Below are 25,300 nucleotides of genomic sequence, written 5' to 3'. Positions count from 1 at the left end.
GACCCGTCCGCTCGCTGGCGAGAACCAGCGAGCGGACGGGCAAACGTCAGGCGGCTTGGCTCAGGCGGCTTTGGCCTTCGCCACGTGGGTCGCGATCGCGTCCATCAGAGCCGGCGACAGGCAGTCATAGGGCTCGAGGCCGATTTCCTTCAGCCGCGAACGAATACCGGGCATTTCCTCCGGCTTCACGCCCGATTCGATCACCGAGGAGACGAAGGCGGCGAATTGCGGCGCCTGCGAACCCTGTTCCTGGAACAGTTCGGGGTGAATGAAGTCGAGGCCGTAGAACGGGTGGCCCTTGTTCTCGATGCGGCCGTACATGTGGGTGCCGCAGGCCTTGCAGGCATGGCGCTGGATCACCGCAGAGGGGTCGACGATCTGGAGCTTGTCGCCGTTCTCGATCACGCTGACGTTCTGGCGCGGCACCACGGCGACGACGGAGAAATTCGCGCCCTGCGGCTTCCAGCACTTGGTGCAGCCACAGGCGTGGTTGTGCGCGACGTCGCCCTTGACGGCGACCTTGACCTGATGGTCCTTGCATTTGCATACGAGCGTGCCGCCGGCAAAGCTGCCGCTGCCCTGTTTGAGGCCGTTATCGATCGAGGGATGGAGTGCAACAGTCATGGGTCGATCCTCCTTGGGGGTGACGCTTTTCGAACTAGAACACGACGACTGAACGGATGGATTTGCCCTCATGCATCAGCTCGAAGCCTTTATTGATGTCTTCGAGCTTGAGCGTGTGGGTGATCATCGGGTCGATCTGGATCTTTCCGTTCATGTACCAGTCGACGATCTTCGGCACGTCGGTGCGGCCGCGCGCGCCGCCGAAGGCGGTGCCCCGCCAGTTGCGCCCGGTGACGAGCTGGAACGGGCGAGTGGCGATCTCCTTGCCGGATTCGGCAACGCCGATGATGATCGAGGTGCCCCAGCCGCGATGGCAGGCTTCCAGCGCCTGGCGCATCACCGTGGTGTTGCCGGTGCAGTCGAAGGTATAGTCGGCGCCGCCGTCGGTCAGGGTCACGAGATGCGGGACGATGTCGCCGGTGATCTTCTTGGGATTGACGAAATCGGTCATGCCGAACCGCCGGCCCCATTCTTCCTTGGAGTCGTTGATGTCGACGCCGATGATCTTGTCGGCGCCGGCCATCTTGGCGCCCTGGATCACGTTGAGGCCGATGCCGCCGAGGCCGAACACCACGACGTTGGAGCCCGGCTCGACCTTGGCGGTATTGACGACGGCGCCGACGCCGGTGGTGACGCCGCAGCCGATGTAGCAGCTCTTGTCGAACGGCGCGTCCTCGCGGATCTTGGCGACCGCGATCTCCGGCAGCACGGTGAAGTTCGAGAAGGTGGAGCAGCCCATGTAGTGGTAGATCGGCTTGCCCTTGTAGGAGAAGCGGCTGGTGCCGTCCGGCATCACGCCCTTGCCCTGAGTCGCGCGGATTGCGGTGCAGAGATTGGTCTTCTGGCTGAGGCAGCTTTTGCACTGCCGGCATTCCGGCGTGTAGAGCGGGATGACGTGGTCGCCCGGCTTCACCGAGGTCACGCCAGGACCGATCTCGCGAATGATGCCGGCGCCCTCATGGCCCAGGATCGACGGGAAGATTCCTTCGCTGTCGAAGCCGTCGAGCGTGTAGGCGTCGGTGTGGCAGATGCCCGTCGCCTTGATCTCGACCAGGACTTCGCCGACCTTCGGTCCTTCCAGATCGACCTCCACGATCTCGAGCGGCTTCTTGGCTTCGAAAGCGACGGCGGCGCGTGTCTTCATCGTAAACTCCTCAAATTCTAGCAGGGCGCCAGGAACCAGGTCCTGGTCGGGCTCCGCACGTTCACTTCTTGTTGCCCATGCACGAATCTTCGTTCTTGGTATAGGCGTCGTTCTTGTCCTCGTGCTTGCCAGGTCGGGTGCGGCCCCAGGCCTCGTTGGAGCGGGCGCGCAGATAGACGTAGAGATCGTCCATGTAGCAGGCGACGTTCGGGTTATCGCCGAAGGCCGGCATCACGTTCTCCTGGGCAGTCGAGATGTTCTTGCGGCCGGAGGCGACGACGCCGAGAAAATCCGCGTAGCTCATCGTCTTCAGCGAATCCTTCAGCGCCGGGGCGTAGGTCGAGCCCATTCCATCCGGGCCGTGACACACGTGGCAGTCCGAGTGATAGCGGCGGTACCCGGAATAGGTGTACCAGTCCACAGAGCCCTCCGTGATCCTGTAGGTTGGGTTGCCTTCCTTGTCGGACCATTCGCCGGTTTCGTTCTGCTTGACGGCGGTCGGATCACCTGAGCCGTCCGCGACGGCAATTCCCCCGGACGCAATCAAAAACATCGCAGCGATGGCAGAGCAGATTTTACGCAAGAGATTTTCCTCGGAAGGCATTCTGTGAGACGAGCCGGCGCGTGGAGTAGATCCACGCGCCGGAGCGATGCTGAGAGGCCTAGTTGGGCAGCGAGAACACGGTCAGCGTACCGCCGAGTGCCGTGTAGCTGCTGAGCGCCGCGTAGCCACCTACTGCGCCGAGACCTGCGGTCGGATCGGTCAGACCCGCCGCCAGACCGATACCGGCCCAGCCACCCACGCCGGAGAGGACTGCGATATACTGTTTGCCGCCGTTCTCGTAGGTGGTGACGTTGCCGATGATACCGGAGGGAGTCTTGAACTTGTAGAGCTCCTTGCCGGTCTTGGCATCGACTGCCTTCAGGTAGCCTTCGAGCGTTCCGTAGAACACCACGTTGCCCGCGGTTGCGAGTGCACCCGACCAGACCGAGAACTGCTCCTTGTTCGACCAGACGATCTTGCCGGTCTTGCCGTCCCAGGCGATGAAGTTACCCATATGGGTTTCACCCTGCGGCGGATACATCGAGAGCGTCGCACCCACATAGGGCTGGCCCGCGGTGTAGCTCACCTTGAACGGTTCGTAGTCCATGCAGACGTGGTTGGTCGGAACGTAGAACAGCTGCGTGTCCGGCGAGTAGGCTGCCGGCTGCTCGTCCTTGGTGCCGAGCGCGGCCGGGCAGATGCCCTTCACGTTGTGGTCCTCGCCCGCCTTGTCGGTCGAAGCTGTGTCGAGCACCTTCGGACGGCCATAGGTCGGCGAGTTCTTGTCCATGTCGACGCCGGAGGTCCAGTTGACCTTCGGATCGTACTTTTCGGCGACCAGAAGCTCACCGTTGACACGATCGAGCGTGTAGCCGAGGCCGTTACGATCGAAGTGCGTCAGCAGCTTGCGCGGCGCTCCGTTGATCGTCTGGTCCGAGAGGATCATCTCGTTGACGCCGTCATAGTCCCACTCGTCGTGGGGCGTCATCTGATAGACCCACTTGGCAACGCCCGTATCCGGGTTGCGCGCCCAGATCGTCATCGACCATTTGTTGTCGCCGGGACGCTGCTTCGGATTCCAGGTCGAGGGATTGCCGGAGCCGTAATAGACGAGGTTCAGCGCGGGATCGTAGGAGATCCAGCCCCAGGTCGCGCCGCCACCGATCTTCCACTGATCACCTTGCCAGGTCTTGAGGCTGGAGTCCTTGCCGATCGGCTTGCCGAGTGCTGTGGTCTTCTCGGGGTCGACCAGAAGCTGATCATCCGGTCCTTCCGAGTATCCACGCCATGCCAGCTTGCCGGTCTTGATGTCGTAGGCGGACATGTGGGCCTGAACGCCGAACTCGCCGCCAGAGATACCGATCAGCACCTTGTCCTTGACGACCATTGGAGCCGAAGTGCCGGTCTCGCCCTTGCTGGCGTCGCCATTCTTCGCGGTCCATGCCACCTGACCGCTCTTGGCGTCGAGTGCGACGAGCGTGGTGTCGGCCTGATGCAGGAAGATCTTGCCGTCGCCAAAGGCCAAGCCGCGGTTGACCGTATCGCAGCACATCACCGGGATGACATTCGGGTCCTGCTTCGGCTCGTACTTCCAGACGATCTTGTTCTCGTTGGAAAGGTCAATAGCGTAGACCTTGTTCGGGAACGGCGTGTGGACGTACATCATGTTGCCGATGATCAACGGGCCGCCTTCGTGGCCGCGCAGCACGCCGGTCGAGAAGGTCCAAGCGACCTGGAGCTTGCCTACGTTTTGTGCGTTGATCTGGTTCAGTTTGGAATAGCGGGTATTGGCGTAGTCGCCCGTCGGCATCACCCAGTCTTTCGGGTTCTGCGACATCTTGAGCACTTCATCGTTGGCCGACGCGCTGCCGACGGCGAGAGCCGCCGCGGAGCCAAGATAGGCCGCCAGTAGTACCTTGCGCATAGTCATTCCTCCATTGGTCTCGTTTATTGTTTCCGAAGCATTGCTTAATCACCGGGCTTTTTCGTCCGGCGTCTGCTCGTGCAGGGCGGTCACGATTGGGACCAGAAACGATGCGGTGGTGTTACCTCCTCCTGATGAGAGTCACGGGTCCACGTGCAGAGCGGCCCGTTCTTGTTGTTCCTGCCGCAATTCGTAACGACTTCGTAATCGGGAAACTTGCCCAAGAGAGAAGCTGGTTTGCTTGACAGCGCACGGACACGAAGATTTTGATTTTGCAGTAGCGAATTCAGCAGCTTCCGCATTGCTTTGGGGCCGTCTTCAACGCTCAGGTTCCCCTTGACGGCGCTGCGACTAAGGCGGAGGATTAACTTTCAAGGGTGACAATGGAACGATGGCGCTCGTTCTAGAAGATCGCTCAAATCGAGGTAAACGTCACGCAATCATGGCTGAGGGCTCCGGCAGCGCTGGTTGCGATTCGTATCGAATCTCCGGATCAAACCAGTGGCTGGATTAATGTCCGACACAATACACACGCTCTCGACGACGGGAATGACGCCGAAGCGGCAGATCCAGAGCTGGATCGATGGGCTGACGAGCCTGTGTGGGCATTTCGACGTGGATCCGCTGGAGGCGTCCTCGCTCGAAGGCCGCATCGACTACACCTCCGTCTCGCGCTTGAAGCTCTGCCAGATCGAGGTCAGCCAGCACCGCATCGCGCACACGCTGGCGCGCGCCAAGGCCAATGAGCACCCGTACATCAAGATCCACTTCCAGACTTACGGTGTGTCCTATTTCGAGCAGGATGGCCGCCACATCGAGCTGAACCCGGGCGACATCATCGCCTATGACGTCTCCTGCCCGCATTCGATCATCAGCCCCGCTTTCACGCGCCACGACGTGGTGATCGTGCCGAAGGCGCTGCTGCGCGACCGCGGATTCCCGTCGCAGCGAATGCCCGCCTGCAAATTGACGTCACGCACGGGGACGGGGCGGATCGCCCATGATTTCGTCCATGCGACCTTCGACGAGGCGGCCAAGCTGTCGGCGAACAGTGCGGTCGGCGTCGCCGATTCACTGATCGACCTTTTGCTGCTGCCGCTGCGCGAGGCGGACACGATGCTCGATCGCGTCGGGCCCGAAGCGACGTATGTGCGCGCGCAGTTCTTCATTCGCGAGCATTTGCGCGATCCGGATCTGTGCATCGACCAGATCTCCGCCGAGCTCGGCTGCTCCAAACGCTATCTGCACATGTTGTTCTCCGAGCGCGGCACCACGGTGAGCGACTACATCTGGCAGGCGCGTCTTCAGAATTGCCGCCAGGAACTCGAGACCCATGCCGGCAAGACCATCACCGATGTCGCGTTCTCCTGGGGCTTCTCCAGCTCATCGCATTTCAGCCGCGTGTTCCGGAAATATTTCGGCGTAGTGCCGTCCTCGATCCACAAGGCGCAACAGGGCGCCGTTGCCGCGGACGAGCATTAGGCGAACGCCAAGCTCGGCGGTCGCCGACAGCAAATGACCGTCACACGTCCGCGATGTCTCTCACGCCGATAGGGCGACGTAGGGAATACCGGCCACGAGAGCGGCGAGCAGCACCGCGTTGCCCAGCATCCCGCTCCAATGTAACCGGCGTAATCGGCGTGGGGCTTCGGTATCGCCGGCGTCTCGCGCGCTGAGCTGGTCGTCGATCCGCCGCATGAAGCCGCGACGTCCGTAGATCGCCAGGGCTGTAACCAAGCCAACGCCCATCGCAGCGAGCAAACGACCGTCGAGCAGGAAAGCGACCGTTCCGATGATTCCGGCAACGCGCATCACCAGAAAATGGGCATTGAACATTCCGCGCAAAAGCTGGGCGACGGGTTGGATATCCAGCTTCACCAGCAGGAAGGCGGGCGAAGCCAGCGTGAAATAGCCCATCGGAAAGAGCAGAATGATCATGACGGCTATGGCGACGCCATCCGGTGTGACGCCATCCGGTGTCATGGGATCGGCCTTTCTCGTCGGCGCCGGGGAGATCTTCCGCCAGCGTGACACAATCATAGCGCGAAGATGCGTTTCCGACACTAGGCTTTGGTCGGATGTCGGCGAAGGCACCTCGCCTCGAGGTTCAGGCCGGCTCCAGGCCGCCCGCGAAGGCGGGCGATCCAGTGTGGTCGCATGTCAGGCCATCTCACCGCTGAATGATCTTCATCCAGACGTCGCCGAGGATCGCAGGCTCTCGCGGCGGCAGATAGGTCAGCCCTGCCTGCCTGCCGAATTCGGCGATCTTGCCCTCGGCAGCAAGCCCGCTCAGCGCCGTGTTGACGGCGTCGATCAGTGCGGGATCGCCGGCGAGCCCGACATAGCCGCGGTTGGCGCCGATCGGATAGTAATAGCCGGATGCCGTGATCGCCGTGTCGGGATGCGCGGCGCGATGGGCATCGAAACGGCCGAGGTCGATCAGCGTCGCGTCGTAGTCGCCACGAGCGAGCGCGCCGAGGAGATCGTCGCGACCGGGGACGAGATGGGTGATGTTGTCGATCAGGCGCCCCTTGTCGAATGTCATCAGGACGGCATCGCCCAGCGAGCCACTCTCGATGACGAGGCGAAGGCCTGAGAGGTCGCCGATATCGCCGATCTTGCGGCCCTGCGCCTTCGGCCCGAGCACAACCGTCATCGGCGAGTAAACATAGGGCTGGCTCGGTGCGAGCACGCCGAGCGCGACGCGGCGGCGCCGGTCGTCACGGGTGGCGCCGGCAAAATCCGGCAAGCGTGCCGTCTTCATGCCGGGCTTGACGAGCGAATCCGTCGTCAGCGCGTAGCCGCCGACCAGCGAGCAGCGCCCGTCGGACAGCAGCGCATTGGCCTCGAGCTGCGGGCTCGAATCCTCATCCAGCTTGCTCTCGAACCACTGGATCGTCAGAGGCCGTCCGAGCCGGTCGGCGAGCGCCTGCGCCAGCCGCACGTCGAAGCCGGAGTCCGGCTTGCCCTTGTGATGCACCGAGAGCGGCGGCCGGTCCTCGTCGAGACAGATCTTGAGTGGATCGTCGGCTGCATGCGCAGCCGTGGCCGTCGCCGCGAGCATCGCGGCAACGCTCCACGCGACGAGCCAGGTTTTCATGGCTTCCTCCGGCTCGAGATGAAGGCCCAGAGAGCCCCGATCTCGTCGTCGTTGAGGATGTCGGCCCAGGGCGGCATCTTGTTGTTCTTGCCGTTCTTCACCGTGGTGACGAAGCGCGTCTTGTCGTCGGGGAAGGCGCGCAGATCCGGCGTGATGGTGCCGGGGTTCATCATGTTGGGGCCGTGGCAGTGCGAGCATTTTTCGGCATAGGTCGACTCGCCGTGGTCGATCTGTGCCTGCACGGGATTGCCGGTTGCGTCATCCGCGGCACGAATGGTCGCCGCAAGCGCGACCGTGAGCACCGCGACGGCGGCGAGGATCGCCGCCGTCTTGTGAGATCCGTCTTTCAGCATCGCGCCGTGGTTACTGCTTGACCGCAAAGACCCACAGCGAGCCGCCGGGCGGCACCTTGGCAAGCCGCTCGTCGCCGGAGAACAGCGAGTAGACACCGCCATAGCCGCTGGTGACGGCGACATACTGCACGCCGTCCTGCTGCCATGTCACCGGTTGTCCCTCGATGCCGGAGCCGGTCTGGAACTGCCAGAGCTTCTTGCCGGTGTCGGCGTCGAAGGCCTCGAACTCGCCGGTCAGCGCGCCCGAGAACACGACGCCGCCCGCGGTCGACAGCACGCCCGAGAAGCGCGGGATGTCGCTCGGCGCCTCCCACTTCGCCTTGCCGGTCATCGGATCGATCGCCTTCAGATGACCGCGCGGGCCGTCACCCCACTCCCAGAGATCGGTGAGGTCCATGCCGAGATACCATTCACCCTGCTTGAAGGTGACGGGTTCGGTCTTGTACCGGCCACCGAAGGCGAGCGTGTTGGCGTAGGCCAATCCGGTCTGCGGATTGAACGACATCGGTTCCCAGTTCTTGCCGCCGAGGATCGACGGATAGACTGTCACCTTCTTGCCTTCCCGAGCACCTGTCGTGACGTCGGTCTCCATCGGCTTGCCGGTCTTCATGTCGATTCCGGTCGCCCAGTTGACCTTCACGTAAGGATTGGCCGCGAGCAGCTTTCCGTTGGTGCGGTCGAGCACGTAGAAGAAGCCGTTGCGGTTGGCGTCCATCAACACTTTGGTCGGCTTGCCCTCGACGTTGATGTCGGCGAGGACCATCTCGGCCACGCTGTCATAGTCGAACGGATTGTTCGGCGAGAACTGGTAGTGCCACTTGATCTTGCCGGTCTTGGGGTCCATCGCCAGCACGGAGCAGGTGTAGAGGTTATCGCCGGGGCGCACCGCCGAATTGAACGGTCCGGGATTGCCGATGCCCCAATAGACCGTGTTCAGCTCGGGATCGTAGGAGCCTGTGATCCAGGTCGAGCCACCGCCGAGCTTCCAGGTATCGCCCTTCCAGGTGTCGCCGCCGGGCTCGTCGGGGGAGGGGATCGAATGGGTACGCCACAGGTGCTTGCCCGTCGCCGGATCCCAGCCGTCGATGAAGCCGCGGGTGCCGAACTCGGCGCCGGAGATGCCGGTGATCACGACGCCGTCGGCAACCAGCGGCGCCACCGTCATCGAATAGCCTTCCTTGATGTCGGCCGCCTTCTGCCGCCACAATTCCTTGCCGTCCTTGGCGTCGAGCGCGATCACGTTGGCGTCGAGCGTGGTGCGGAATACCTTGCCGTCGTAGAGCGCGGCGCCGCGATTGATGATGCCGCAGCAGACGATGCGCGGCGTCTCGGCCGGATACTCGATCTTGCTCTTCCAGATCTGCTTGCCGGTCTTGGCGTCGACCGCCATGGTCGCGTTATGGGAGGTCACGTAGATCACGCCCTGATACACCAGCGGCTGCGATTCCTCGCTGCGATCGTCGTTGAAGGAGTAGTTCCAGACCGGGACAAGGTTCTTGACGCTGTCCTTGTTGATCTGGTTCAGCGTCGAGAAGCGCTGGAGATTGTAGCCCATCCCGTAGTTGAGAACGTTCGATGTATCGGTCGCGCCCTTGACCAGCTGCTCGCTGGTTTGTGCATTTGCACAAGTCGATGCAAGCATGACGAGGCTCGCGGCCATCGCAAAGCGTTTCATCCGTTCCTCCCAATATGCGCGCCTGTTGACGCTGCGACAGCAACACTCCGCCCGAATGCAAAACGCGTCAATACGAAAGTCGAAGGCGCGCTGCCGATATGTTGGATGCCAGACGCCGGTCACCTGACGGAAACCTTACAAACGACTCTCAACTTGTGCGCAGGCGCTGAAGAAATTCCGCGGCACGAAGCAGAGCCCATGCGGGGCCGCCGCGCCCGGGCCGTCGGGTTCTGCGGGTGTGCAGTGCGCATGTTGCAATTCGGGGCTTGAACGGAAGCTCGCTTGTGGACTTATGTCATTACGATCCGGCTCCCAATCGGAGCTCTCGGTCAGGGAGATTTTGATGATATCGCGTCGCTCTGTTGCGCTTGCGCTCACGATTGCACTGCTGTCCAGTCCGGCCTGGTCGGCATCCGGCGGCGCCGTAAAAATGCTCGATACCGACAATGACGGTACGCTCGATCTTGCCGAGGTGAAGAAGGCGGCGGCCGCATTGTTCGCCAAGCTCGATCCCGATCACGACGGCACGCTCGACGCCCGCGAATTGCGCGGACGGTTAACGGCGAAAGAACTCGCCGCCGCCGATCCCGATCGTGACGGGACCCTCACGCTCGACGAATATCTCTCGGTGGTGGAGCAGCGTTTCAACGCGGCAAATCCCGACAAGGATGGAACGCTGGATGCGAAGGAGCTGAACTCGCGCGCCGGCCGCGCGTTGCTGCGATTGTTGCGCTGAGAGAAGCCGCGCTTGCCTGGGAGCGAAGGCGTTTTGCCCGAGAGGGAAATTCGCGAGCGCGATGCGGCAGTTCGCGGTATTCGTCGTCTGATTCCGGACTTGCGCTGTCGCTGACGCAGCCCTAGGTTTTGCCCCGCGCGATGTCGCGCTCATCCCTTGGGAGACCCCCGAATGGCCTGGAAAGCTCCGAAGATTGTGGAAGTGCCGGTCGGCATGGAAATCAACATGTACGCCTGCGCTTTGCGCAAGTAAGACTGACGACCTGTCGCGGCTTCGATGGCAAACGCCGTCGAAGCCGTGGTAGTGTCAGGAATGCGCGCGAGAGCCCATATATTCTGGACCATAGCCGCCTGCACAGTCGCGCTCGTACCGGCGTGCGTCAGCGCCGAAGAGGGCTTCGATACCGAGCACATCTTCGGCTTTTTGATCGGCACCGATGTCGGCAATCCCGGCGAGCGCGAATTCCAGACCGAAACGACGGGGCGATTCGGCAAAGGCGGAGGGACCTATCGCGCCCTCTCGCAGGAAGTCGAGATCGAGATCGTGCCGCTGCCGAACTTCCGCATCGAGGTCGGCGGCATCGCTAGCTTGCACGACATCACCGGCGTCCCCGATATCGATGATCGCCGCCAGTTCAATTTTCAGGGCGCCTCGCTCGACCTGCGTTATCGCCTGCTCGACCGCGAGCACGCGCCGTTCGGCTTAACGGTTGCCGCCGAGCTTCATGGTGACCGCATCGATGAGACCTCTGGCGCAAAAGGCCGGATGTACGGCACCGATTTCACACTCGCCTTCGATCGCGAACTGATCCCGAACTTCGCCATCGGCGCGCTCAATTTGATCTATCAGCCGGAATGGGCGCGCTTCGAGGTGGCGGGACTGTCCGAAAAGAGCTCGACCATCGGCGCGGCCTTCGCCGGCATGGTGCGTGTGCGGCCCAATGTGCTGCTCGGCGGCGAGATGCGCTACTTCCGGCAGTACGAAGGCATCGGCCTCGGCGAGCTTGCCGGCCAAGCCCTGTTCGTCGGTCCGACCGCCTGTTTCCAGCTTTCCGAGCGCTCGCGCCTGACCGTGAGCTGGAGCATGCAGGCCTGGGGCCGTCCGGCCGGATCAGGTGCCAATCTCGACCTCGTCAATTTCGAGCGCCACCAGGCGAGGCTGGTGTTTGGGGTTAACTTCTAGGAAGGCGAGTTCCCCGCGGCCTCTCTCACGGCCGGATTGAAACTTCCCGCTCCTCGGAACGTAACCTTTTGTGCTAATCTTGATCGCCTCTGCGAGGATCCCGGCATGAACCCGATCGACCTGGTAGTGACTGTATGTGCGTTGCTCTCGCCTGCGACCTGCGAGGAGCAGCATCTGGTATTCAACTACGCCGGCTCGCCGACGCAGTGCGCGATGGCCGCGCCGCCCTATATCGCGCAATGGATCGGCGACCATCCGAAGTGGCAGGCGGTGCGATGGCGCTGCGAATATCCGCACCCGCACGACAAGGCGTGAAGCGTTGCGCTGCCTTACTGGTCGAGATTGGCTTAGGTCCTCATCCTGAGGAGCTTGCGAAGCAAGCGTCTCGAAGGATGGCCACAAGGGACAGGCGGACAGGCGGCCCTGCATGGTTCGAGACGCGCTTCGCGCTCCTCACGATGAGGGGAAAACGCCAGTAACGCAGCCACGTTACTTGTTGCAGTCCTTCAGATCCTTGTCGGCGATCGAGAACACCGCATCCGGCTTGATCTCGATGTCGCGGACGATGCACTGCCGTGCACTGGGATAGCTGACCTTGGCGTCGTAGCGGCCGGGCTCGATACCGGTGATGCGCAGCCGCTCGTCGTGGTCGACCTCCTTGTCCTTGTCGTTCAAGCACTGGTTCGGTCCCCACTCGGTCTTGCCGGCCGGCGAGAGCTGGAAGCCGGAGATCGTCTCCGTCGTCAGATTCCAGAGTCGGATGCCCTTGCCCTTGGCCTGCGCGAGCGCCGCGCCCGGCATCGCAACCAACAGGATGCCGATCGCAATCAATTGACGCCGCATGGTGAACCTCCCGCGAAGATTTCGTTGGTCCAGTTGACCATGAGTTCTCATTTCGATTCAAGCTGCAGCGCCGCGAGCTCGGCCCTGATCCTGCCGAGCTCGGCCTCGCTGCGCTGCGCACGTGGGATGGCAATCGGCACCTCCCGCACAATGCGCGCCGGCCGCGGCGACAGCAAGAACAGGCGATCGCCGAGGCGGATCGCGTCATCCAGGCTGTGGGTGACGAGCAACGTCATCACCGGACGGCGCGCCACCAGCGTGGCGATCTCGTCGCGCAACCGGCCGGCGAGTGCGTCGTCGAGCGAGGCGAGCGGCTCGTCGAGCACGAGCAGATCGGGCTCGACGGCAAAGGCGCGGGCGAGCGCGACGCGCCGGGCGAGGCCGAGCGACAGCTCGCCGGGAAAATGGCTGCGATGCGCATCCAGCTCCAGGATCCTGAACAGCTCGGCGAGCTTCGCATCGGTGACATCGGGGGCCGCAAGCCGCACATTCTGCTCGACAGAGCGCCACGGCAACAGCCGCGGCTCCTGAAACACCATCCCGATCCGCGCTTCCGGCGGACGCGAGACGTGCCCCCCGAAATCGCGGTCGAGCCCGAGGATGATGCGCAGCATCGTGCTCTTGCCGCAGCCGGACGGACCGATCAGCACGCCGACCTCGCCGGATTGAAGCGCGAAGCTGACCGGCGCGAGCACCCCCTGCGTTCCGCCCGCGGCACTCCTGAACGTCTTGCCTGTGATATCGACCTCAAGCCGCACGGGGTCGCCACCGGGTTGCGCGGGCTTCGAACGGTTGCACCAGCGCGGTCTCGATCACGAGCACGACGGCGGCGAAGGTCAGCGAATAGGCCAGCAGCCGCGGCGTGTCGAACAGCTGGAAGGCGACGCCGATCTCGAAGCCGACGCCGTTTGGCCGCCCCAACAGTTCGGCGACCAGCACGATCTTCCAGACCAGCGACAATCCGGAGCGGGCTGAGGCTGCGATATAGGGCGCCAGTTGCGGCAGCACGACGTGGCGGAACGCGCGCCAGCGCGGCATCGCGAACACGCTCGCCATCTCGTCGAGCGAGCGGTCGAGCGCGCGCGCACCCTCGCGCAGGGTGACGATGGCGGTCGGCAACTTGTTGATGGCGATCGCCGCGATCGCTGCGGCTTCAGTGAGCCCGGCCCAGATATAGGCCAGCACGATCACGACCAGCGCGGGCAGGTTCAGGAGCAGGATCAGCCAGGGATCGCCGAGCCGGTCGGCAAGCTTCACCCGTCCCATCAGATAGCCGATGGCGCTGCCGAGTGACATCGCCAGCACAAAGGCGAGGCTTACGCGAGCGAGCGTGGCGCCGAGATGCAGGAACAGCGCGCCGCTCGAAGCTTCCGCGACAACGACGTCGAGCACGGCGGGCGGGGAGGGCAGCTTCGCGGCGCCGACGAACAGCGCGGCGATCCACCAGATCGCGAGCAACAGGGCAAACGACAGAAGACGCAGCACCTCAGTCTCCGGGAACTGCGTGATAGAACGTGCCCGGCTCGAGTTCAGCGGCCGGGCCGACTAGGTCGCGGCCGCCCGTCTCGGCGAGCACACGGTAGAGCACGCGCGCGTCCTTTTCTTCGTCATCGATGCTCCGGCGCGGAATGCCGTCGCGATATCGCTCGCGATAGGTCTTCAGCAGGATAGCATCGCTAGTGCCGGTGAGCGGCGCGATCTTGTCCCAGGCGGCATCCGAGGTCACCAGCAGCTGTTTGGCCTTGCGGGTCATCGCGATGAAGCGCGCCACGGCCTCGCGATGACTTGCCGCCCAGTTTTCGTCGAAGACATAGCCGACGGCGGAGACCGCGCCCTTGGCGCCCAGCTTCGGCAAAATGTCCTCAATGCCGGTGAGGCGCCTAAAACCCTTGGCCTCCAGTTGGGCGGAGAAATTCCAGAAGTTGAGGCTCGCATCCATCTCGCCGTCGAGCGTCTTGGCGGCGATGAGGGGCGGGGCACCATAGACGATGGTCGCCTCCGACTTCAGGTCGATGCCGTCCTGTTTCAACCGAGCCTGGAGCAAGAGCCAGCTCTTGTCGATCGGGCCGCCGCCGACGGCGAGCTTGCGGCCCTTCAAATCGGCGAGCGACTTGATCGGCGAGGAAGCCGGCACCATCACCGCGCCGAGCGCGCTGGAATAGGGATAGAAGGTGAGCTTGGCGCCGAGCGCGCGCTCGCGCGACACCCACAGCCAGTCGGACAGGATGATGTCGGCATTGCCGGCGCGCAGCGCGATCTTGCCGGCCTCGGGGCTCGCAAGCTCGGTGACGTCGAGCGACAGGTCGGCCTCCTTGTCGAGGCCATCGGCGCGGATCGCGGCCAGCTCCCAGGAGAATGTTCCGGTCTTCTGCACCGCAAGGCGGATGGTATCCGCGGCGCGGCCGGGTCCGGCGAGTGTCAGCGCCAGCGTCACCGCGAGCGCCAATGGTCGACCAAGTGCTCTTATCAAACCAAGTGCTCTCATCACCTTGTGAGCCGTTTCCTGTGACAGAGTGCTTTTCAGGACAATACGCATAGCATAGCTTTCGTCGCAACCAGCGGGAGGACGCGCATGAATCTGGCCGGACAGCTACGACCGATTGTCGCCGCATTGGCGGTGTGGGCTGCGACCGCGCTCGCAGTGCGCGCCGAGGAGGCGAATGATTATCCGACGGCGGCGCGTGCGGAGTACGTCTATGGCTGCATGAAGGCCAATGGCGAGAGCCGGCAGGCGATCGAGCAATGTTCCTGCTCGATCGACGTGGTGGCCTCGATCGTATCCTATGAGCGCTACGTCACCGCGGAAACCGCGCTCAGCATGTCCCAGGTCCGCGGCAATCTCGGCGTCCAGTTCCGCACCTCGGAGCAGGCGAACTCGGCTGTGAACGATCTGAGGCGCGCGCAGGCCGAAGCCGAGGTGAGGTGTTTTTAACCGCTTGGCGGCGTGCATCCCGTAGTCGTCATGTCCGGGCTTGTCCCCGGACATGACGGGTGAGGGGCTCACGTCCCCGGCTTCTCCACATCCCACTCGTTGCGGAACACGTGTCCATCCGTATCCTTGGCCTCCGCGCGAAAACGCTTGGCGCCGTTGGACACATACGTGAACCGCAGATTGGGATCTTCCGAGATCGAGATGCCGCCTTCCATCGAGAGCACGGGGCTGTCGTCCTGCGTCAACTTGAGCTGGTTGACGAAGAAGGCGGGAATATAGAGCTGCGTGACCTGGTCCATCTGCAGGCCGGAATTGTTGGGATGGCCGATCATGATCTGCGCCTCGCGCATGCGGCTCGCGGGGCTCTCTTGCCGCGCGAATTGCCGGTAGCGCATCTGGCCGAGCCGGTTCTGGGCTTCCTCGGCATTCTTCCCCGCCGGGGCAGAGCAGCCGCCCGAGGCCTTCACATAGACTTTGGAGACATAGAGCTGGCCGTCGCTGAGCTCGGCAACCGCATGGACGTCGGTGTAGTTGTTGATGCGTACCCGCGTCGAGATTTCGGTGACGTTGGCATCGGGGCCGAGCTCGAACTTCGCCGCCATCGGCGCCGGATTGCGGTCGATCACCAGCGTGATCGAACGGATGCGGCGGGCATCGCCCGGCGAAAGCTTGCTGCGCAGGGTCACCGGCACGATCGCCGCATCCTCGGCGCGATACGGCATATCGATGCCAATGACATCGCCGCCGTCGTGCATCGGACGGTTGCTGAAGATGTCCTGCACGAGGCCCGGCCAGGGATCGTAAGCTTCTTCTGCCTGCACCGGCACGGCGAATACCATGCCGAAGAGCAGGGCGATCAGGGGCAGGCGGCGTGTGCATCCCATCATGGTCATGGTCCCGCGGACGAAGCAGAAGCAGTTGTCGGGCCTAGCGTAGCGCGTCCGCTACTCCCATTCAATTTCCGAAAATGCTGCGGTTGCGTTGCGAGCGTTGTAGTCGTCGAATAACTGCCATTGCGACCGCTCCGAGGCGGCCGCCTTGTCTGCGGCGGTTCGGATCGGTTCGCCCTTCTTGTTCGACGCCCGGACGTCCGCCAGCAGCGCCGTGAGATAACGCCGTTCATCGGTCAGCGCTGTAGGCCATTCGCTCACGGGTCCGTGACCCGGAACGACGCGCAGCGCTGGAATGCTCTCGAGTTCCCCGAGGATGCCGAGCCAGCCGCGAATGCTGCCGTCCATCACCGGAATATGGCGGAGGAAGACGAGATCGCCCGCGAAAAGTGTTTTGCTCGTCTCATCGAACACGGTGAGATCAGTGTCGCTGTGTCCGGCCGGCCAGGCCCGCAAGGTCAGGTGGCGCGAGCCGAGATCGAGCGTCAGGGTGTCCGTGACAGATATTGTTGGCGGCACGATCTTCACGGGAGAGATCAATTCGTCGCCCATGATGCGTCTGAAATTGTCGAGATAATACGGCCCGCGCGTCGCCAACGCCTGCGGCAGCCGGCTATGGCCGACGAAGCGCGTGTCCCCGGCGACGAAGGCTGCATTGCCGAAGACATGATCGGGATGGCCGTGGGTGTTGATGACGTAGCGGATCGGCTTGCTGGTGCGGGCCCGCACCGCCGCCAGCAGCGCCTCGCCCTCGCGAAGGCTACCACCGGTGTCGATGACGGCGACCGCATCCGCGCCGACGATGAAGCCGACATTGGCGATGTCGCCCTGGTTCTCTCGGGTCATGAGGGCGATGGTCCCGGAGTGTACGAAGATTCCCGGCGCGACTTCGCTTACAGGCAATTCGGCCGCTCCTGCGCATGCTAGTGTCGCCGTTACCAGCAGGGACAAGGCTGCAATCACGAAAGCGATGCGAGACACTTTTCCGCCTCAGTTCAAAGGGTTGCGCGTTGCACTGCAACAAAGAAAAGCCAGCACAAAGTCTGGCAGAAATGGTGCGTCATGCGTTGCATGGCTAGCATTCAAACAATCCTAGGAGGAAGCGCGATGACGGAGGCCGGACGACATCGTCGCTGGTTGGTTTCACTGAGTATCCTGGTTGCGTCTTGCGCGTTCGGCGACGTCGCCGTCGCGCAGACCAACGACGCCGGCGACCTCTCCTTCGAGCTGGTCGATCCCAAGGTGCTGCGCGTTTGTGCCGACCCGCGCAATCTGCCGTTCTCGAATGAAAAGGGCGAGGGGTTCGAGAACAAGCTTGCCGAGTTGTTTGCAGACAAGCTCCAGAAGAAGCTCGACTATGTCTTTTTTCCGCAGGCTACCGGCTTCGTGCGCATGACGCTCGGCTCGCATCGCTGCGACGTCATCATGGGCTTCCCCCAAGGCGATGACCTCGTCCAGGGCACCAATCCCTACTACCGCACGAGCTATGCGCTGGTCGCGAAAGCCGGCAGCGGGCTTGAGGAGGTCGACACGCTCGAGGATACCAGGCTGAAGGGCAAGCATGTCGGCATCGTCGCCGGAACGCCGCCTGCGACCAACATGGCCATCGCGGGACTGATGGGCGATGCAAAGCCCTATCCGCTGATGATCGACACGCGCTACGATAATTCGGCGCAGGCAATGATCAATGATCTCGCGGCAGGCAAGATTGACGCCGGCGTGCTGTGGGGACCCATGGCGGGATTTTACGCGAAGCAGGCGGGCTCGCTTCATGTCACGCCGCTGGTAAAGGAAACCACCGGACCAAAACTGGCCTATCGCATCGGTATGGGCGTGCGTGCCGCCGACCAGAACTGGAAGCGGCAACTCAACAAGCTGATCCAGGAGAACCAGGGCGAGATCAACAAGATCCTGCTCGAATTCGGCGTGCCGCTGCTGGACGAGAGCGACCGGCCGCTCGGCGCGGAGACGGCCAAGACGCCATGAGGCGGCAGATTGCCGCTGCGCTGGTCGCTGCCACTCTGGTGGCGCCGGTAGTCGCGCAGCAGCAGGAGCCGTTCGAGCCCGAGGGTTATCGCGCCGACAATTACCGCGCGCCTGTGCCGGCGACGCTCGGCGGCGCGCGCGTGCTGTCGACTTCAGAAGCCGAGGCGGTCTGGCACGCGAAGAGCGGCGTGTTCATCGACGTGCTGCCGCGCGCGCCGAAGCCGAAGAACCTTCCCGCGGGTACCGTCTGGCGCGAGGCGCCGCGCAAAAACATTCCGGGCAGCATCTGGCTGCCTGATACTGGCTATGGTGCGCTGCCGCCGGCCATGGACGATTATTTTCAGCGCGGGCTCGCGCGTGCGTCGCGCGGCGACAAGGCCGCGCTGCTGGTGATCTATTGCCTGGCCGACTGCTGGATGTCCTGGAACGCCGCCAAGCGCGCGCTCGCGTATGGCTACTCCAACGTCGCCTGGTATCCCGAAGGCACCGACGGCTGGGAGCGCGCCAAACTCCCAACCGACGAGGCACAGCCGGAGCTGCGGCCGGAGCAATAAAGAATTGAGCGAGTTCTGTCATCGGTGGCCTCGTGGTTCGAGACGACCGCTTCGCGGTCTCCTCACCATGAGCGTCTACATCCCGCAGCGAAATCAGATCCTGTGAGGCGCCCGCCGAAGGCGGGCGTCTCGAAGGATGGCGGCAATGGGACAGAGAGTTTCCCCTACTGCTTCTGCAGCTTGGTCAGCGTGCCCGTGCCGTTATTGACGGTCGCAGAGTAGCTCACCCTGTCGCCGGCGTGCACGGCATCCAGCATCGCGGCGTCCTTGGCCTTGTACTCCTGGAGCGCGCCGGCGCCGCCTGCGCTGCCGCCGACCGTGCCTTTCTGCATCTGCTGGATCGAAATCGTGCTGTTGAGCCGATCTATCCGCGTGACCATTCCGGTCATGTCGTCAGCGAATGCGCTGCTTGCGAGCATGCTGATGGCCGCAGCGCCTGCGAGGATGAATTTCGTGGTTCCCATCAAGGCCTCCCGACGTCTTGGACTCTCTTCGACAAGCTATCCTGGATCGATTTAGTTCCGGCAGATTGCGCGGCAAAGGTTAACGATAGCGTTGAGATCGCCGGAACTTGCAAAGCTGTCAGTGGGGTGACGCTATTCCATTTCCTGCTGAATGACGCGTCCCAGCGCAAACAGGCGCTGATCGATCGTGGTCGGAACCTCGCAGACGAACCGCACCACTTTGTGGCGGTCCTCGAAAATGCGAGTCTTCCAGATCAGCTCGTTGCTGAGCGCATCGACCTTGGCCTCGTCGCGCGGCGTTGCGCCCTGGAGCGCCTGGAGCTGGATCGACTCCTCGCGAATTTTGTCGGCGGCCTCGCGCTGCTTGCGGCTGACGCGTTCCAGCCCGCCGATGACCTGCGAGCGCTGGGCGTTGAGCGTGTCGAAAAGGCCGGCGAACAGAAGTTTTGCATTCGCGGTCTTGTCGGCCGCGGAGCCCGCTAAAAACTCCTTCACCGACTTCTCGGCCTCGTCCAGCGGCGTCTTGCGGGCCGCCAGTTTCGAGACCAGCGCGCTGACCCTGGCGTCGTCCTTCCACTTGTTCTGCACGTCATCGAGCGAAGGACCAGCCCACACGGCGGCGAGCGAAATTTCCGGCACTTTGGCTTGCGTACAGGGCCAATCCGGATAGCGCGGATCGGCCGCGCGTGCCGTCGTGCTCGCGACTGCGAGCATCAGAGCGGCCATGGCCAGAACCCGAACCTTCATCCTTCACCTCCCGCAGGGCCCCGTCGCGCCAGCCCGCGCGAGGGATCATAGGCATAGATCGCTCCGATCATGAAGACGATTGTGCAGGTCGCGACCACCGCCAGCGAGACCCAGTTGATCTGTCCGTACAGCGCAAAACGGATCAACTCGACCGCATGGGTGAACGGATTGGCCTCGCAGAGATAATAGAGATAGGGACTGCCCTCCTGCACTCGCCAGAGCGGGTAGAGCGCCGAGGATGCGAAGAACATCGGGAAGATCACGAAGTTCATGACGCCGGCAAAGCTTTCAAGCTGCTTGATGCCGGACGAGATCAGCATGCCGAGCGAGCCCAGCATCAGTCCGGACAGGATCAGCGCCGGTAGTACGGTGAGATAGCCGATCGGGGGAGGTGTGATGTCCCAGAACCAGGCGATCAGCAGGAACGCATAGACCTGGAGCAGCGACACCGCGGTGCCCGCGAGCAGCTTGCAGAACAAGAGGAACCCACGCGGCAAGGGGCTTACCAGCAGCGTGCGCATGTTGCCCATCTCGCGGTCATAGACCATCGAGAGCGAGGACTGCATGCCGTTGAAGAGCTGGATCATCGCCATCAGCCCGGGCGCGATAAAGACCTCATAGAGGATGTAGGTCTCGTACGGAGGGATAATAGAGATGCCGAGCACCTGGCGGAATCCGGCGGCGAAGATGAACAGCCAGACCAGCGGCCGTACCAGCGCCGAGACGAAACGCTCGCGCTGATGCAGGAAGCGCAGACCCTCGCGCCAGACGATGCCGGTGAGGCAAGTCATATACTCGGCGGCTGAGAAGCCGCGCGGCGTGTCGCGTGTCGTGATGCTGCTCATGCGCCGCCGCCCGGCAGGGTCTGCGCGCCGGTCAGGCGCATGAAGGCGGTGTTGACGTCCTGCGCGCCGGCTTCCGCAACGACACGACTCATTGGTCCCTGCGCCAGCACCTTGCCCTGGTGCAGCACCACGAGATCGTCGCCGGCCATGATCTCGTCGAACAGATGCGTGGCCCAGAGCACGCCGATGCCTTGCTCGGTCACGAGCTGACGCACATGGCTGATGATGTCTGCGCGCGCCTTGACGTCGAGGCCGACGGTCGGCTCGTCCAGCAATAGCAGGCGCGGACGGTGCAGCAGCGCGCGTGCGATCTCCAGCCGCCGCATCTGCCCGCCCGAGAGATCGCGCACCTTGCTGCCGGCGCGCTCGGTCAGCCCGATGCGGCCGAGCAACTCGGCGCTGCGCACTGCGGCCTCGCGGCGGCTGATGCCGTGCAGCGCGGCGTGATAGAGCAGGTTCTGTGTCAGCGACAGATCGAGATCGAGCGTACGCGGCTGGAACACGACGCCGAGCAACCGCAGCGCCTCGCCGGGACTTTTGCTGACGTCATGACCGAAAATGCCGACGCGGCCGGTCTGGATGCCGAACAGCCGCGTGATCAGCGAGAACAGCGTGCTCTTGCCAGCGCCGTTGAGGCCAAGCAGCGCCGTGAAGCTCGCCGGCTGCACGTTGAACGACACGTCCATCAGCGCCCGGCGCGGGCCATAGGCGTGGCTGACGCCGTCGATCGACAGCGCCGGCACCGCAGCGGGATTGGGCTTCGGCACCTCGCGTTGTTCGGCGATGGGAGCAGGGCTGGTCATGGCGCGATCGTAATGCCCCAGGGCAGTTCGCCCACCTGAATGGTCTTGATCACCTTTTGCGCGGCGACGTCGATGACGGAGACGTCGTTTGACACGCCGTTGGTGGTGAGCAGATATTTCTCGTCCGGCGTGAACGCCATATGCCAGACCCGCTGTCCGACCAGCAGATACTTCGTCACCTTGCGCGTGGCGGTATCGACCACGGCGACGCGGTTGGCGGGACCGAGCGCGATGAAGGCGGTCTTGTCGTCCTTGGTCATGCCGATGCCGACGGGCTGGATGGCCTCCTTCCTCAACCCCGGGATCTCGAAATCGACCTTGCCGGTCACCTCGTGCTTTCTGGGGTCGATGATCGACACGGTGCCGCCGATCTCCGAGGACACCCACAATTCGGAAGCGTCGTGCTTGAATTCGGCAAAGCGCGGCCGCGCGTCCACCAATACATTGGCGACGATCTGGCGCGATGAGGTGTCGATGAAGTGCGCCATGTTGGTCGTCTCGGACGTGTTGATCAGCGTCTTGCCGTCCGGGCTGATGGTCATGCCCTCGGGCTCGACGCCAACCTGGATGTCGCCAAGGCGGGCGCGCTTCTCGAGGTCGATCACGGTCACCGTGTTGTCGTTCTCGTTGGCGACATAGAGGATCTTGCCGGCGGCATCCTGGGCGAACAATTCGGGGTCGGGTCCGGAGGGCAGGCTGTCCACCACGGCTTGCGTCTTCGCGTCGATCATCTGGATGGTGTCGTCGTCGCCGACCGCGACCATCACGAACTTGCCGTCGCGCGTGAAGTCGATGCCGCGCGGGCGCTGGCCGACCTTGATGGTCTTGGTGACCGTCCAGCTGTCGGTGTCGATCACCGACACCGTGTTGCTCTTCTCGTTCGAGACATAGGCGATGAACGCATGCGCCGGCGCTGCCGCCAGCGCCAGCCCGGACAGCAATCCCACACGCCACAAGCGCAGTATTCCGCTGCGGGTTGGTTTCACCTCCCCGGCTTGCGGGGGAGGTCGCATCGCATCGATAGATGCGATGCGGGTGAGGGTTCTCTCCTCTAGGAGGTTATCGCTCGCGGAGACACCCTCTCCCCAACCCTCCCCCGCAAGCGGGGGAGGGAGCGCAGCGTCGTTGTAGTCGCAGCTCGAACTCATCTCACAATGCTCACTTCAATTTGCATTTGCTCTCCGGGCGGTCATAACCGAGCGTGTCGAGCTCGGAGACCTGGTGCAGAAAACCTTCCTGCGGCGACACCGACACCACCATGCGGCCGTCGACCAGCAGGATCGGCTGGCGCAGCTGCAGGTTCCAGTCGCGCAGGGTCAGCTTTGTGCCCTTGAAGGCAGCAACCGAAAAGTCCGGGCCCTTGATGAAGTCGGTGACCTTCTTGACGTCGCCGGAATTGGTGCGCGAGGTGGCCTCGCCGATCATGCGCACCGCGGTCCAGACCTGCATGTCGAGCGCAGTCATCCTCCGCGCGTTCAGCTTGACGAAGCGGTTCTGCATCTGGATCGCGCCCCACTGGTCCTGCGATGCGTCCCAGCTCCGCGGCACGAGGCCGGCCGAGCCTGCGACCGGGCGGGGATCCCAGGTGCGATAGGGCAGGTAGGCGCCGAACACTTCGCTCTCGTCGGCGGCGACCAACACGTCGTAAGCCGGCGCTTGCTGCGTGAACACCGGCATCTGGCGCTGGATCAGCGTCACGCCCGAATCCGTGCGGCGCGCGCCGCCTTTGTCTTCGAAGCTGCGCTCCTGCACGATCTTGGCGCCGAACCGCGTGGCCGTGCGCCTCAGCGCATCGGCGAACAGCTTGTCTTCGTCATGCGAGCCGACCACGAGCAGCCAGCGCTTCCACTGCTTCCACACCAGATACTGGCCGAGCGCATCGGCCAGCATCGCGCGCGTCGGCGCGGTGTGGATGACGTTGGCACGGCAATCGGCCTCGCGCAGACGCTCGTCGATCGCCCCGGCATTGAACAGCAGCGTGCCGCGGTCGCGCAAGGCGTCTGAGACTTTCAGCAGCGCATCCGCCGGCAGGTCGGCGATGATGAAGCCGTTGCGTGCGGCGAGATCGGTCGCGGCCTGCACGGCATCCTCGCCCTCCTTGATCCGGCGCTCCTCCAGCACAAATCGCTGGTTGAGGAATTTACCGGTGGTGTTGTTGTCCTCGATGGCGAGGCGCGCGCCCGCGACGCCGTCATTCTCCGCGGGCTGCTCGACCAGCGACAGCGTCGATCTGGTGCCGGCGACGCCGAGATAGCCGACGCCGATCATGACAGGGTCGGCGGCGAACGCGCTCGTCGCAGCAAGACCCAGGCCGATCAGGCCGACCAACCATCGGATCATGTTTCCTCCAGATGTTCTCCCTGGCTTGACCGCCGGTGGAGAATTGTCTCTGCTAAAGCATGACCGATTTGTCAGGGCATGCAACCCCGCATTTCGCCCCGCGTGCACGAGGACCGAAATCACGATCATGCGAGCACTGATATGTTTCGCTGCCTTGCTGTTGACGACGTCGGTCGCGTTTGCCGATCCGCCAAAACTCGCGGTGTTCGACTTCGAGTTGATCGACACCAGCCTGCCCGGCGAGTTCTACGGCTCCAAGCCGGAGGAGGCGCGGCTCCTGCTCATCGGCGAGCAGTTGCGCAAGGAACTGACGGAGTCAGGCAGGTTCCAGATGCTCGATATCGCGCCGATCAGGGACGCCGCCCGTCATGCCAATCTGCAGGCCTGCGGCGGCTGCGACCTCAAGCTTGCCGGGCAGCTCGGTGCTGACCTGGAGATCACCGGCATGGTGCAGAAGGTCTCGAACCTGATCATCAATCTGAACATCTACCTGCGCGACGTGAAGACCGGCACCATGATCACCGCCGCCAGCGCCGACATGCGTGGCAACACGGATGAATCCTGGACGCGCACGATGAGCTACTTGATCCGCAACCGCTTGCTGGCACCGAATTACGGCAAGCCGGAGTAGGGAACCTCTCTCCGCGAGTCCAATTCTCATTGAACACGCGAACACAACCCCTCATCCGGCGCTTCGCGCCACCTTCTCCCACAAGAAGGGGAGGACGGAAGAAGCCATCACCCCTTCAATCTCTCCGCATGCCAGTGCAGATGATCGCCCATGAAGGTCGAGATGAAATAATAGCTGTGGTCGTAGCCCGCCTGCCGCCGCAGCGTCAGCGGGATGTTGGCCTTGGCACAGGCCGCCTGCAGCAATTCGGGACGAAGCTGCTCTTTCAAAAAGTTATCGGCCTCGCCGACGTCGACCAGAAAGCCCGAAAACTTCGCGCCGTCCTCGATCAGCGCCACCGTGTCGTGGCTGCGCCAGGCGTCCTTGTTGGGACCGAGATAGCCGGTCAGCGCCTTGATGCCCCAGGGCACAAGCGACGGCGCCACGATCGGGGCGAAGGCGCTGGCCGCGCGAAAACGGTGCGGGTTGCGCAGCGCGACCGTCAGCGCACCGTGGCCACCCATTGAATGGCCCATCACCGATTGGCGCTTGGCATCGACCGGAAAATTCTCCGCCACGAGTTTTGGCAGTTCGTCGGTGACGTAGCTCCACATGCGATAGTTGCGTGAAAACGGCGCTTCCGTCGCGTCGACATAGAAGCCGGCGCCCAGGCCGAAATCATAGGCATTGTTGGCATCGCCCGGCACGTCCGGCCCGCGCGGGCTGGTGTCGGGCGCGACGAAGATCAGGCCGAGCTCGGCGCAAGCTTTGCGGAATTCACCCTTCTCGGTGACGTTGGCATGCGTGCAGGTGAGGCCGGAGAGATACCAAACCACGGGCAGCTTGGCGCCGGCCGCATGCGGGGGAACATAGACCGAGAACGTCATATCGGTTCCGGTCGCCTGACTCGCATGGCGGTACACGCCTTGCACGCCGCCATAGGAAGTATTGGTCGAGACAGTCTGAATCGTCATGCCGTTAGCTCCGTGGCGTCAAACCACATC

The 25,300-nt window shown here is 63.3% G+C and carries 30 protein-coding genes; 9 read left to right on the top strand and 21 right to left on the bottom strand.

Annotation, left to right across the window (positions count from 1 at the left end; translation table 11 throughout):
- Positions 1-60: 60 nt before the first annotated feature.
- The 4 genes from gfa to xoxF5 all read right to left on the bottom strand — a co-directional run bounded on the left by gfa (position 61) and on the right by xoxF5 (position 4,236).
- Entirely contained in the window at positions 61-624 is a 564-nt protein-coding gene (gene gfa / locus IVB27_RS12755) for an S-(hydroxymethyl)glutathione synthase (RefSeq protein WP_247443913.1), read from the bottom strand.
- 34 nt (positions 625-658) lie between these two features.
- Positions 659-1,768 carry an S-(hydroxymethyl)glutathione dehydrogenase/class III alcohol dehydrogenase gene (locus IVB27_RS12750; protein WP_106946409.1) on the bottom strand — a complete coding sequence of 370 codons (1,110 nt, stop codon included), beginning with the start codon at positions 1,766-1,768 and terminating at the stop codon, positions 659-661.
- Between the two features lie 61 nt (positions 1,769-1,829).
- Positions 1,830-2,321 (bottom strand): c-type cytochrome, methanol metabolism-related, encoded by a 492-nt coding sequence (locus IVB27_RS12745; protein WP_247444031.1) that lies wholly within the window; start codon positions 2,319-2,321, stop codon positions 1,830-1,832.
- Positions 2,322-2,430: 109 nt separating this feature from the next.
- Positions 2,431-4,236: a lanthanide-dependent methanol dehydrogenase XoxF5 gene (gene xoxF5, locus IVB27_RS12740; protein ID WP_247349590.1), complete on the bottom strand. Its 1,806-nt coding sequence runs from the start codon at positions 4,234-4,236 to the stop codon at positions 2,431-2,433.
- Positions 4,237-4,749: 513 nt separating this feature from the next.
- Here xoxF5 and IVB27_RS12735 point away from each other — a divergent pair.
- Positions 4,750-5,718: a helix-turn-helix domain-containing protein gene (locus tag IVB27_RS12735; RefSeq protein WP_247349589.1), complete on the top strand. Its 969-nt coding sequence runs from the start codon at positions 4,750-4,752 to the stop codon at positions 5,716-5,718.
- Between the two features lie 60 nt (positions 5,719-5,778).
- Here IVB27_RS12735 and IVB27_RS12730 read toward each other — a convergent pair whose 3' ends face one another.
- The 4 genes from IVB27_RS12730 to IVB27_RS12715 form a co-directional block, all read right to left on the bottom strand.
- Positions 5,779-6,219, bottom strand: a complete 441-nt coding sequence (locus IVB27_RS12730) for a hypothetical protein (RefSeq protein ID WP_247349588.1) — start codon at positions 6,217-6,219, stop codon at positions 5,779-5,781.
- Between the two features lie 187 nt (positions 6,220-6,406).
- Positions 6,407-7,336 (bottom strand): substrate-binding periplasmic protein, encoded by a 930-nt coding sequence (locus IVB27_RS12725; protein ID WP_247443912.1) that lies wholly within the window; start codon positions 7,334-7,336, stop codon positions 6,407-6,409.
- Complete coding sequence (locus IVB27_RS12720; RefSeq protein WP_247443911.1) at positions 7,333-7,689, bottom strand: c-type cytochrome; 357 nt, start codon at positions 7,687-7,689, stop codon at positions 7,333-7,335. The genes IVB27_RS12725 and IVB27_RS12720 overlap by 4 nt, the downstream gene beginning before the upstream one ends.
- A 10-nt stretch (positions 7,690-7,699) precedes the next feature.
- On the bottom strand, positions 7,700-9,364 hold the full coding sequence (locus IVB27_RS12715) for a methanol/ethanol family PQQ-dependent dehydrogenase (protein WP_247443910.1): 1,665 nt from the start codon (positions 9,362-9,364) through the stop codon (positions 7,700-7,702).
- 343 nt (positions 9,365-9,707) lie between these two features.
- On the opposite strand from IVB27_RS12715, the gene lanM reads away from it, so the two are divergent.
- The 4 genes from lanM to IVB27_RS12695 all read left to right on the top strand — a co-directional run bounded on the left by lanM (position 9,708) and on the right by IVB27_RS12695 (position 11,597).
- On the top strand, positions 9,708-10,100 hold the full coding sequence (gene lanM / locus IVB27_RS12710) for a lanmodulin LanM (protein WP_247443909.1): 393 nt from the start codon (positions 9,708-9,710) through the stop codon (positions 10,098-10,100).
- Between the two features lie 171 nt (positions 10,101-10,271).
- On the top strand, positions 10,272-10,352 hold the full coding sequence (gene pqqA, locus IVB27_RS12705) for a pyrroloquinoline quinone precursor peptide PqqA (RefSeq protein WP_018460299.1): 81 nt from the start codon (positions 10,272-10,274) through the stop codon (positions 10,350-10,352).
- A 24-nt stretch (positions 10,353-10,376) separates the two neighbouring features.
- Entirely contained in the window at positions 10,377-11,282 is a 906-nt protein-coding gene (locus tag IVB27_RS12700; RefSeq protein ID WP_247443908.1) for a DUF6662 family protein, read from the top strand.
- Positions 11,283-11,387: 105 nt separating this feature from the next.
- Entirely contained in the window at positions 11,388-11,597 is a 210-nt protein-coding gene (locus tag IVB27_RS12695; protein WP_247349578.1) for a hypothetical protein, read from the top strand.
- Between the two features lie 174 nt (positions 11,598-11,771).
- Here IVB27_RS12695 and IVB27_RS12690 read toward each other — a convergent pair whose 3' ends face one another.
- The 4 genes from IVB27_RS12690 to IVB27_RS12675 are packed head-to-tail and all read right to left on the bottom strand — an operon-like array spanning position 11,772 to position 14,610.
- Positions 11,772-12,125, bottom strand: coding sequence for a hypothetical protein (locus IVB27_RS12690; RefSeq protein WP_247349577.1), 354 nt, complete (start codon positions 12,123-12,125; stop codon positions 11,772-11,774).
- Positions 12,126-12,172: 47 nt separating this feature from the next.
- The gene (locus IVB27_RS12685; protein ID WP_247443907.1) at positions 12,173-12,883 is read right to left on the bottom strand and encodes an ABC transporter ATP-binding protein; all 711 of its coding nucleotides are present in this window, start codon (positions 12,881-12,883) and stop codon (positions 12,173-12,175) included.
- Positions 12,873-13,610, bottom strand: coding sequence for an ABC transporter permease (locus IVB27_RS12680; RefSeq protein WP_018460294.1), 738 nt, complete (start codon positions 13,608-13,610; stop codon positions 12,873-12,875). The genes IVB27_RS12685 and IVB27_RS12680 overlap by 11 nt, the downstream gene beginning before the upstream one ends.
- A gap of 1 nt (position 13,611) precedes the next feature.
- Complete coding sequence (locus IVB27_RS12675; RefSeq protein ID WP_247444030.1) at positions 13,612-14,610, bottom strand: ABC transporter substrate-binding protein; 999 nt, start codon at positions 14,608-14,610, stop codon at positions 13,612-13,614.
- A gap of 87 nt (positions 14,611-14,697) precedes the next feature.
- On the opposite strand from IVB27_RS12675, the gene IVB27_RS12670 reads away from it, so the two are divergent.
- On the top strand, positions 14,698-15,057 hold the full coding sequence (locus IVB27_RS12670; protein ID WP_247443906.1) for a hypothetical protein: 360 nt from the start codon (positions 14,698-14,700) through the stop codon (positions 15,055-15,057).
- A 68-nt stretch (positions 15,058-15,125) separates the two neighbouring features.
- Here IVB27_RS12670 and IVB27_RS12665 read toward each other — a convergent pair whose 3' ends face one another.
- Complete coding sequence (locus IVB27_RS12665) at positions 15,126-15,944, bottom strand: quinoprotein dehydrogenase-associated SoxYZ-like carrier (protein WP_247443905.1); 819 nt, start codon at positions 15,942-15,944, stop codon at positions 15,126-15,128.
- A gap of 57 nt (positions 15,945-16,001) precedes the next feature.
- Positions 16,002-16,928: a quinoprotein relay system zinc metallohydrolase 2 gene (locus tag IVB27_RS12660; RefSeq protein WP_247443904.1), complete on the bottom strand. Its 927-nt coding sequence runs from the start codon at positions 16,926-16,928 to the stop codon at positions 16,002-16,004.
- A gap of 126 nt (positions 16,929-17,054) precedes the next feature.
- Between IVB27_RS12660 and IVB27_RS12655 the strand changes: the two genes are divergently transcribed.
- Positions 17,055-17,933 carry a substrate-binding domain-containing protein gene (locus tag IVB27_RS12655; protein ID WP_247443903.1) on the top strand — a complete coding sequence of 293 codons (879 nt, stop codon included), beginning with the start codon at positions 17,055-17,057 and terminating at the stop codon, positions 17,931-17,933.
- Positions 17,930-18,487: a PQQ-dependent catabolism-associated CXXCW motif protein gene (locus tag IVB27_RS12650; protein ID WP_247443902.1), complete on the top strand. Its 558-nt coding sequence runs from the start codon at positions 17,930-17,932 to the stop codon at positions 18,485-18,487. Before IVB27_RS12655 ends, IVB27_RS12650 begins: the two co-directional genes overlap by 4 nt.
- Before the next feature lie 164 nt (positions 18,488-18,651).
- On the opposite strand, the gene IVB27_RS12645 is transcribed toward IVB27_RS12650, so the two are convergent.
- From IVB27_RS12645 to pedA1, 6 genes are all read right to left on the bottom strand, one after another.
- On the bottom strand, positions 18,652-18,951 hold the full coding sequence (locus tag IVB27_RS12645) for a copper-binding protein (protein ID WP_247349566.1): 300 nt from the start codon (positions 18,949-18,951) through the stop codon (positions 18,652-18,654).
- Positions 18,952-19,083: 132 nt separating this feature from the next.
- Complete coding sequence (locus IVB27_RS12640) at positions 19,084-19,698, bottom strand: hypothetical protein (protein ID WP_247443901.1); 615 nt, start codon at positions 19,696-19,698, stop codon at positions 19,084-19,086.
- Positions 19,695-20,543 (bottom strand): lanthanide ABC transporter permease protein PedC, encoded by an 849-nt coding sequence (pedC, locus tag IVB27_RS12635; RefSeq protein WP_247349564.1) that lies wholly within the window; start codon positions 20,541-20,543, stop codon positions 19,695-19,697. Before pedC ends, IVB27_RS12640 begins: the two co-directional genes overlap by 4 nt.
- Positions 20,540-21,346, bottom strand: coding sequence for a lanthanide ABC transporter ATP-binding protein PedB/LutE (pedB, locus tag IVB27_RS12630; protein ID WP_247443900.1), 807 nt, complete (start codon positions 21,344-21,346; stop codon positions 20,540-20,542). The genes pedC and pedB overlap by 4 nt, the downstream gene beginning before the upstream one ends.
- The gene (locus IVB27_RS12625) at positions 21,343-22,359 is read right to left on the bottom strand and encodes a YVTN family beta-propeller repeat protein (protein ID WP_249811452.1); all 1,017 of its coding nucleotides are present in this window, start codon (positions 22,357-22,359) and stop codon (positions 21,343-21,345) included. The genes pedB and IVB27_RS12625 overlap by 4 nt, the downstream gene beginning before the upstream one ends.
- 145 nt (positions 22,360-22,504) lie before the next feature.
- Entirely contained in the window at positions 22,505-23,686 is a 1,182-nt protein-coding gene (pedA1, locus tag IVB27_RS12620; protein ID WP_247443899.1) for a lanthanide ABC transporter ABC transporter substrate-binding protein PedA1, read from the bottom strand.
- A 127-nt stretch (positions 23,687-23,813) separates the two neighbouring features.
- Between pedA1 and IVB27_RS12615 the strand changes: the two genes are divergently transcribed.
- Entirely contained in the window at positions 23,814-24,317 is a 504-nt protein-coding gene (locus tag IVB27_RS12615; protein ID WP_247443898.1) for a DUF3280 domain-containing protein, read from the top strand.
- A 107-nt stretch (positions 24,318-24,424) separates the two neighbouring features.
- Here the strand turns inward: IVB27_RS12615 and fghA are convergent, their stop codons facing one another.
- Positions 24,425-25,270: an S-formylglutathione hydrolase gene (gene fghA, locus IVB27_RS12610; RefSeq protein ID WP_247349560.1), complete on the bottom strand. Its 846-nt coding sequence runs from the start codon at positions 25,268-25,270 to the stop codon at positions 24,425-24,427.
- Between the last annotated feature and the right edge of the window lie 30 nt (positions 25,271-25,300).

The sequence above is a fragment of the Bradyrhizobium sp. 197 genome (assembly GCF_023073375.1).
Taxonomy (GTDB): Bacteria; Pseudomonadota; Alphaproteobacteria; order Rhizobiales; family Xanthobacteraceae; genus Bradyrhizobium.
Note: the sequence above shows the minus strand (reverse complement) of the source record. Positions and strands in the feature narration are given on the sequence as shown.